The 8,366-nt window shown below is 67.0% G+C and carries 10 protein-coding genes; 1 reads left to right on the top strand and 9 read right to left on the bottom strand.

Features of this window, described 5'->3' with window-relative positions:
• The 9 genes from P3W97_RS02625 to P3W97_RS02585 all read right to left on the bottom strand — a co-directional run.
• Positions 1–141: GTP-binding protein (locus P3W97_RS02625; protein WP_300843511.1), on the bottom strand; the 141-nt coding region annotated here is incomplete at its 3' end.
• A 116-nt stretch (positions 142–257) separates the two neighbouring features.
• On the bottom strand, positions 258–2,360 hold the full coding sequence (gene fusA, locus P3W97_RS02620; RefSeq protein ID WP_300843507.1) for an elongation factor G: 2,103 nt from the start codon (positions 2,358–2,360) through the stop codon (positions 258–260).
• A gap of 97 nt (positions 2,361–2,457) precedes the next feature.
• Positions 2,458–2,928 (bottom strand): 30S ribosomal protein S7, encoded by a 471-nt coding sequence (gene rpsG / locus P3W97_RS02615; RefSeq protein WP_300843505.1) that lies wholly within the window; start codon positions 2,926–2,928, stop codon positions 2,458–2,460.
• A gap of 182 nt (positions 2,929–3,110) precedes the next feature.
• Positions 3,111–3,488, bottom strand: coding sequence for a 30S ribosomal protein S12 (rpsL, locus tag P3W97_RS02610; protein WP_068607664.1), 378 nt, complete (start codon positions 3,486–3,488; stop codon positions 3,111–3,113).
• A 101-nt stretch (positions 3,489–3,589) separates the two neighbouring features.
• Positions 3,590–4,738: a D-alanyl-D-alanine carboxypeptidase family protein gene (locus P3W97_RS02605; protein WP_300843509.1), complete on the bottom strand. Its 1,149-nt coding sequence runs from the start codon at positions 4,736–4,738 to the stop codon at positions 3,590–3,592.
• 145 nt (positions 4,739–4,883) lie between these two features.
• Complete coding sequence (locus tag P3W97_RS02600; protein ID WP_300843498.1) at positions 4,884–5,519, bottom strand: alpha/beta fold hydrolase; 636 nt, start codon at positions 5,517–5,519, stop codon at positions 4,884–4,886.
• 21 nt (positions 5,520–5,540) lie between these two features.
• Positions 5,541–5,900 carry a (2Fe-2S) ferredoxin domain-containing protein gene (locus P3W97_RS02595; protein WP_300843497.1) on the bottom strand — a complete coding sequence of 120 codons (360 nt, stop codon included), beginning with the start codon at positions 5,898–5,900 and terminating at the stop codon, positions 5,541–5,543.
• Complete coding sequence (locus tag P3W97_RS02590; RefSeq protein ID WP_300843495.1) at positions 5,897–7,039, bottom strand: VanZ family protein; 1,143 nt, start codon at positions 7,037–7,039, stop codon at positions 5,897–5,899. The genes P3W97_RS02595 and P3W97_RS02590 overlap by 4 nt, the downstream gene beginning before the upstream one ends.
• 11 nt (positions 7,040–7,050) lie before the next feature.
• Entirely contained in the window at positions 7,051–7,479 is a 429-nt protein-coding gene (locus P3W97_RS02585) for a CopD family protein (protein WP_300843493.1), read from the bottom strand.
• Between the two features lie 138 nt (positions 7,480–7,617).
• Between P3W97_RS02585 and glcE the strand changes: the two genes are divergently transcribed.
• The coding region (glcE, locus tag P3W97_RS02580; RefSeq protein WP_300843491.1) for a glycolate oxidase subunit GlcE at positions 7,618–8,366 on the top strand (749 nt) is incomplete at its 3' end.

Genomic DNA, 8,366 nt, shown 5'->3' with positions numbered 1-8,366 from the left:
GTATTTCTTGGCCGACCCACCAAACTTGGCCGCCAGCACCGTCGTGATCGCCGCCGTCAGCGTCGTCTTGCCATGGTCCACGTGACCAATCGTGCCCACGTTGACGTGCGGCTTGGTCCGCTCGAATTTTTCCTTTGCCATTGCAACTTCCTTGCTTCAAAGAACGGTGCCCGTGCGGGTTTAAGGTCTGAGGCACAGTCCCGCCACGGGCAGCGGGACCCACCCCTTGCGCGGGGCGCCCAAGACCGAGAAGGGGATTACTTGGCGCGCGCGGCGATGATGGCCTCTTGCACGTTGCGCGGGGCTTCGCTGTAGTGCTTGAACTCCATCGTGTAGGTGGCGCGGCCCTGCGACATCGAGCGCAGCGTGGTGGAGTAGCCGAACATCTCGGACAGCGGCACCTCGGCCTTGATGACCTTGCCGCCACCGGGCAGGTCGTCCATGCCCTGCACCATGCCACGGCGAGACGACAGGTCGCCCATCACGTTGCCCGCATATTCTTCGGGCGTCTCGACTTCGACGGCCATCATGGGCTCGAGGATGACAGGCTGGGCTTTCTTGCAGCCTTCCTTGAAGCCGAAAATGGCCGCCATCTTGAACGCTTGTTCGGAAGAGTCCACTTCGTGATACGAGCCAAAGTGCAGCGTGACCTTGACGTCGACGACCGGGTAGCCGGCCAGCACGCCGGTTTGCAGCGCTTCTTCGACGCCTTTTTGCACAGCCGGGATGTACTCACGCGGCACGACGCCACCCTTGATGGCGTCGATGAACTCGAAGCCTTTGCCGGCTTCGTTGGGCTCGATCTTGAAGACGACGTGACCGTACTGGCCCTTACCACCCGACTGGCGAACGAACTTGCCCTCGGCCTCTTGCACGGTGCCGCGAATGGTTTCGCGGTAGGCCACCTGCGGCTTGCCGACATTGGCCTCCACGCCAAATTCGCGCTTCATGCGATCGACGATGATCTCCAGGTGCAGCTCGCCCATGCCGGCGATGATGGTTTGGCCGGATTCTTCGTCGGTGTAGACGCGCAGCGACGGATCCTCCGCCGCCAGGCGCGACAGGGCGATACCCATCTTCTCTTGGTCGGCTTTGGCCTTGGGTTCGACCGCCTGCCGGATCACCGGCTCGGGGAACACCATGCGCTCCAGCACGATCGGGGCGGCGGGGTCGCACAGGGTTTCACCGGTGGTGACTTCCTTGAGGCCCACGCAAGCGGCGATATCACCAGCGCGGATTTCTTCGATCTCTTGCCGGTTGTTGGCGTGCATCTGCACGATACGGCCGATACGCTCCTTCTTGCCCTTGACCGAGTTAAGCACCGTGTCGCCTTTGCGCAGCACGCCCGAATACACGCGCACGAAAGTCAGCTGGCCCACGAACGGGTCACTCATCAGCTTGAAGGCCAAGGCGGATAGCTTTTCCTCGTCGCTGGCCTGACGGGTGGCCGGCTGTTCACGGTCGTCGGTCCCAGCCACCGGCGGGATGTCCACCGGCGAGGGCAGGAACTGGATGACCGCATCGAGCATGCGCTGCACGCCTTTGTTCTTGAAAGCGGTGCCGCACAACATCGGCTGGATTTCCACCGCGATGGTGCGCTGGCGCAGGCCGGCAATGATCTCGTCCTCGCTGAGCTCACCGGACTCGAGATACTTATTCATCAGCTCTTCGCTGGCTTCGGCGGCGGCCTCGACCATCTTTTCGCGCCACTCGTTGGCCTGATCCACCAACTCGGCGGGAATGTCGCGATACTCGAACTTCATGCCCTGGGAGGCATCGTCCCAAACAATGGCCTTCATCTTGATGAGATCGACCACGCCCTGGAAATGGTCCTCGGCGCCAATGGGGATGACGATGGGCACCGGGTTGGCCTTCAGGCGCAGCTTCATCTGCTCGTAGACCTTGAAGAAGTTGGCGCCAGTGCGGTCCATCTTGTTGACGAAAGCCAGACGGGGCACCTTGTACTTGTTGGCCTGACGCCAGACGGTCTCGGACTGGGGCTGCACGCCACCGACCGCGCAGTACACCATGCAGGCGCCGTCGAGCACGCGCATGGAACGCTCCACCTCGATGGTGAAGTCCACGTGGCCCGGGGTGTCGATGATGTTGAAGCGGTGCTCGGGGAAGTTGAGGTCCATACCGCGCCAGTAGCAGGTGGTCGCGGCGGAGGTGATGGTGATGCCGCGCTCCTGCTCCTGCTCCATCCAGTCCATGGTGGCGGCGCCGTCGTGCACCTCACCCAGCTTGTGGTTCACGCCGGTATAGAACAGGATGCGCTCGGTCGTGGTGGTTTTGCCGGCATCGATGTGCGCCGAAATGCCGATGTTGCGGTAACGCTCGATGGGCGTGGTACGTGCCATGAGAAAACTCCGATGTTGGATGGGCGAAGCCCGCCGACCTCGTGCAGTGCGGTGGCGGGCTTGGGCTTTGGGTTCGCAGCCGGGCGCTCGGACGGCGTCAGAAGCGGAAGTGGCTAAAGGCCTTGTTGGCCTCGGCCATGCGGTGGACCTCGTCGCGCTTCTTCATGGCGCCGCCGCGGCCTTCGGTGGCCTCGATGAGCTCATTGGCCAGGCGCAGCGCCATGGACTTCTCGCTGCGCTTGCGCGCGGCTTGCTTGAGCCAGCGCATGGCCAGCGCCTGGCGGCGCACCGGGCGCACTTCGACCGGGACCTGGTAGTTGGCGCCGCCGACGCGGCGGGACTTGACCTCCACGAGGGGCTTGACGTTGTTGAGCGCGGTCGAGAAAACCTCCAGCGGATCTTTGCCGGTCTTCTTCTCGATGTGCTCGAGCGCGCCGTAGACGATGCGCTCGGCGACCGCTTTCTTGCCGCTCTCCATGACGACGTTCATGAACTTGGAGAGCTCGACATTGCCGAACTTGGGATCCGGCAGGATTTCGCGTTTAGGGACTTCGCGACGACGTGGCATGGTTCGATCCTTTTTGCTTCAGTTGGCACTCAGGTGCCCCGAGGGCCATCGGGACCCTCACTTACTCGACCACAAACAACCCGGGGATTGCCGCAGTCACACTGCCGGAGGCCCGCCAGCCAGGCATTCCGACACCGATGCGTGACAGCCGCATGACGGCCGCGCACGCGTCATGACGCCGATCAGGCCTTCTTGGGCCGCTTGGCGCCGTACTTGGAGCGGGCTTGCTTGCGGTCCTTGACACCCTGCAGGTCCAGCGAGCCACGCACGATGTGATAGCGCACACCGGGCAGGTCCTTCACGCGGCCGCCACGCACCAGCACCACCGAGTGCTCTTGCAGGTTGTGGCCCTCACCGCCGATGTACGAGATGACCTCGAAGCCGTTGGTCAGGCGCACCTTGGCGACCTTGCGCAGCGCCGAGTTCGGCTTCTTGGGCGTCGTGGTATAGACGCGGGTGCACACACCCCGCCGCTGGGGGCAGTTCTCCATCGCCGGGCTCTTGGACTTGGTCTTCTCGACCGTCCGCCCATGGCGCACGAGTTGGTTGATGGTTGGCATAATGTCCCTAAACGTCAAAAACAATCAGGCCTTCGGATGAATCCGAAAAGCCCTCTACTGTAACACGCGCCAGGATTGAACGCAACGGCCAGACGGCGCATTCAGCGGATCCACAGCCGCAGGGCATCCCAAAGCCGCCCGAGCAGCCCCGCCTCATCGACGGTCTCCAGCACCACCAGCGGCACTTCGGCGATCGAATCACCCGCTGCTGAGATTACCCGTAGCGTGCCCAGTGGCTGTCCTTTCTGCAGCGGTGCGACCAGGGGATCGGGGCGCACCACCTCGGTGCGCAAGCCCTTGGTCAAGCCGGCCGGCACGGTTACCACCACGCCTTCCGGGCGGCCCAGCTTGACCGCGCTGGCGCGACCCTTCCAAACTTCGGGGGTGGCCACCGGCTGGCCCGGCGCCGACAGCCGCACGGCCTCGAAGGCGGTGTAGCCCCAGTTGAGCAGCTTCTGGCTTTCAGCGGCGCGGGCATTCTCGCTGGCCGCCCCCAGCACGACGCTGATCAGGCGGCGCTGCGCCGCCGCCCCCTCGCCTAGACCCGGCGCAGGCCGGCGCGCCGTGGCCACGAGGCAGTAGCCCGCTGCGGCCGTGTACCCGGTCTTGAGACCATCCACGGTGGGGTCGCGAAACAGCAACAAATTGCGGTTGGTATCGTTGGCCGCGGGCGTGCCGGGATAGCGGTAGCGCTGGATGGCGTAATACCCCACATACTCGGGGAAGTCGCGCAGCAGCCTCATGGCCAGGGTAGCCAGATCGCGCGCGGTCGTGGTGTGCCCCGGCGCGGTGAGTCCTTCCGGGTTTTGGAACTGGGTGCGCGTCAGGCCCAGGGCCTTCGCTTGGCGGTTCATGAGTTCGACGAAATGCTCCACGGTACCCCCCACCCCTTCGGCCAGCGCCACGGTGGCGTCGTTGCCAGACTGAACGATCATGCCCTTGAGCAGATCCTCCACGGGAATCTGGGCGTTGGGGGTAATGAACATGCGCGAGCCAGGCATGCGCCATGCCCGCTCGCTGACGACGAGCTTTTGGTCCACGGCCAGCTTGCGCGCTTTGAGCGCATCAAACACCAGATACGCCGTCATCAACTTGGTCAGCGAGGCCGGCTCGACCGGCTCGTCCGGGTCCTTGGCGGCGAGCACCTGGCCGCTGGTGGCGTCCAGCAGCAGCCACGCCCGCGCAGCCACCTCCGGCGGCTGGGGGACCTGGGCCTGTGCCAGCCCCACGACCAAGGCCCAGGCGCACAGTGCGGCAAGACACCTCCCGCCCCAACGGTGCAGCCCGCGCAGGTGGCGCAGGCGGCGCAAGTGGACACGGATGCCAGCGAACGGCAATAACAGCGCAACGACGGACACGAAAAACCTCCAAGCCACCCGCGGCAGGGACGGCAGATCACAGCGCGCGCAGATGGCGCACGACCAGGGATTTGAGCAACGGCAGGCGCCCGTGGAAGAAATGCTCCCCCCCAGGCACCACGGTGATGGGCAGCCCCTGCGGGCGCGCCCAGTCGAGCACCGCAGCCAGCGGCACGGTGTCGTCGACCTCGCCATGAACGACCAGGGTACGCGCATGGAGTTCCGCGTCCAGCGCAGGGAGGGTGTAGCGGCTGGCGGCCGGGGCCACCAGTGCCAAAGCCTGCACAGGCCGCTGCGCCCCCAAGCGGGCGGCCGCGGCTGCGGCCACATAGCCGCCGAACGAAAACCCGGCCAGCGCCAGCGGGGCTGGGCCGTCCGTGCACGCTTGCACCACCGCGAGCAGGTCGTCGACCTCGCCCACACCGTGGTCGTGCACGCCCGCGCTGCCCCCCACGCCGCGGAAGTGGAAGCGCACCGCCACCCAGCCCTGCTGCACAAAAGCACGGGCCAAGGTTTGCACCACCTTGTTGTGCAGGGTGCCGCCAAACAAAGGATGCGGATGGGCAATTACGGCCACGCCACCACCCGGGCGGGGCGTGGCGGGTCGATCGATCGCCAGCTCCAGCGGGCCGGCCGGCCCGGGGATGGCAGACGACTCGGTGTTGACGTTCATCGGCGGGGCGGCACCGTGGCGTCAGCGCCCCACGTCGGGCGGCAGGCGCAACCGCTCGACGACAACCCCGTCGCGCAGGTGCGAAGTGACGATCTCGTCGATATCCGCATGGTCCACATAGGTGTACCAGACCCCTTCCGGATACACGACCGCCACCGGTCCGCCAGCACAGCGGTCCAGGCAGCCGGCTTTGTTGACCCGCACCTGGCCCGGACCGGCCAGCCCAAGGGCGCGCACCTGCGCTTTGCAGTGCTCGAATGCCTGCTGGGCGCCGCGGCGGGCGCAGCAGGCCTCACCATTGGCCCGGTCATTTAGGCAGAAAAAGATGTGGCGGCGGTAGTAGGGCGGCGGGGTGGCCGCATCGGGCGTGGCGTCGGTCATAAACGGCGATTGTAGGATGCCCCTTCGCTGCGGCGCAGGGCCAGCCGGGCCGCAGCGGCCACGGCCGCCCAGGGCCAGAGCCAACCCAGCCATTGGGACAGCCCATGAAAGCGGCTAAAGCGTCCCTGCTCCCAGGTCTGCAGCCATTCTCCTAGATAGGCGGGGTCGGGTACGCGGTTGAGCAAGCCCAGCACCATCCCCCCGGCGAGCACGGCCAGCAGCGCCGCCGCGCGCGAGCCGAGCGGCAGGGCAAACAGCGACATCGCCCCGGCTGCGGCCAAGCCCAACTGCGTGGGCGGCGTCAGCCACGCCCAGGCGTGCGGCGGGCCGAAGGACAGCACGGCCGACAAGGCCCCGCTGCCCCAGGCCACCACACCAAACAGCAGGGCAAAGGCGCTGCGCCGCCCAATGCCGCGAATGCTGGCGTAGCCCAACAACACGGGCAACCAAAGGCTCAAGGCGACCAACAGCGCTTCGGCCAAGGGGCCGGGTGCGGCCAGCGGCGGGCTTTGCGGCAGCCATGCCTGCAGGGGCGAGCCCTCTGTGGCCCGCCAAAGCGTCGCCTCCAGCCGCGGCCAGAACTGGCCGGTGCCAAACGGCACGGGCGTGGGGTACAACACGGCCAGGGGCCAGAGCAGCAACACCAGCCATGCCCACTGCCCACCCGGCTGCTGCCAGCAGGCGCGAAACTGCGCCCACGACCCGAGCACCCGCCAGCGCAGCAGCACCGCGGCCCCGACCGCGCCGAGCAGCGCGCCGATGGCGTTGAGCAGGGCATCGGCCTGCGACGGTACGCGCTGCGGCAGGTAGGTCTGGGCGGCCTCCATGGCCAGGGACAGCAGCGCCGGCCCGACGGCGCCCAGCACGGGCGCCCTCCGCGGCCACCCGGCGCGGGCCAGGGCCAGCGTGAGCAAGGCCCCGAGCGGCACATAACCCAAGAGGTTGGCGACGACGTCGAAACGGGTCCAGTACCGCGGCCAGGGCGCAGTCAGAAAGGCCCATGGCGCCACCCCCTGCGCCCGCCAGCCCTCGAACGGAAACAGGCTGGCATAAACGACCAGCACCGTATAGCAGCCCAGCAGAGGCCAAGCCAGCGACAGGCTGCGCGTACCGGGGCGGGGCACGGAGGTCGGCCTCACCGCCACCCGGCTCAGAAGGGCTTGACGACCACCAGCGCCACCGCCGCCAGCATCAGCAGCACCGGTACTTCGTTGAACCAGCGGTACCACCGATGGCCATGGCGGTTGGTGCCCGCCTCAAAGCGCCGCAGCAACCGCGCGCAGGCATGGTGGTAGCCGATGAGCAGCACCACGATGGCCAGCTTGGCGTGCATCCAGCCATTGCCCGGTCCCAGGCCGATGCCATAGCCGAGCCACAGCCACAAGCCCAGCGCCAGCGCAGGGATCGCCAGCAGTGTCATGAAGCGCAGCAGCTTGCGCGCCATCAGCAGCAGCCGCTCGCGCTCGGCACTGCTGTCGGCCGGCACCATCGCCAGGTTGACGTAGATGCGCGGCAAATAGAACAACCCGGCAAACCAACTGGCGATAAAGACGATGTGAAAGGTTTTGACCCACAGCATGCCTCACAGTGTATGCTAGGGGCAGAAAAACCGGGTGGTGGGGGTACCCGCGAGCGGCTGGGTCGGCGCAGACCCGCTCAAACCCGCCGTTCAAAAAGTTCACACCGGCTGCGCCCGCGCGGGCTACCATTGCCACCCATGGCCGAAGACACCCAAATTTCGTCTCCCTCCAGCGGCGTGGCGAGTGACGTGCTGCGCGTTTGGGCTGAGCATATTCGGGCCGCGGCGGCCGATCGCCGCCCCTTGCGTCTGCGCGGCGGCGGCACCAAGGCGTTTTATGGCGAACCCCTGACCGCCGAGGCCGAGGTGCTGGATACGCGGGCCTATGGCGGCATCTTGAGCCATGAGCCAACCGAGTTGGTGGTCACGGCCCGCTGCGGCACCCCGTTGGTCGAACTGGAGGCCGCCCTCGCCCGACACGCGCAGTATCTGCCCTTCGAGCCGCCACACTTCGGCGCGGGAGCGACCGTTGGGGGCATGGTGGCCGCTGGCCTGGCCGGCCCGGCGCGCGCCGCCGTGGGGGGGGTGCGCGACTATGTGCTCGGGGCGCGGTTGCTCAACGGTCGGGGCGAAGACCTGGTCTTTGGCGGCCAGGTGATGAAGAACGTCGCGGGCTACGATGTCAGCCGAGCGCTGGCGGGCAGCCTGGGCACGCTGGGGCTGATCACCGAGGTGTCGCTCAAGGTCCTGCCCCGGCCAGCCGGCGAGGCCACGTTGCGGCTGCCGTTGTCCGCGGACGCGGCGCTGCAGCAGCTGGCGCGCTGGCGCGCCCAGCCGCTGCCGCTCAACGCCAGCCGTTGGCAAGACGAAGCGGGCGGCATCTTGTTGCTGCGGCTGCGCGGCGCGGCCGCAGCGGTGGAGGCGGCCTGCCAGCGCTTGCTGGCCGA

This window comes from Tepidimonas sp. (assembly GCF_029335975.1).
Taxonomy (GTDB): Bacteria; Pseudomonadota; Gammaproteobacteria; order Burkholderiales; family Burkholderiaceae_C; genus Tepidimonas.
Note: the sequence above shows the minus strand (reverse complement) of the source record. Positions and strands in the feature narration are given on the sequence as shown.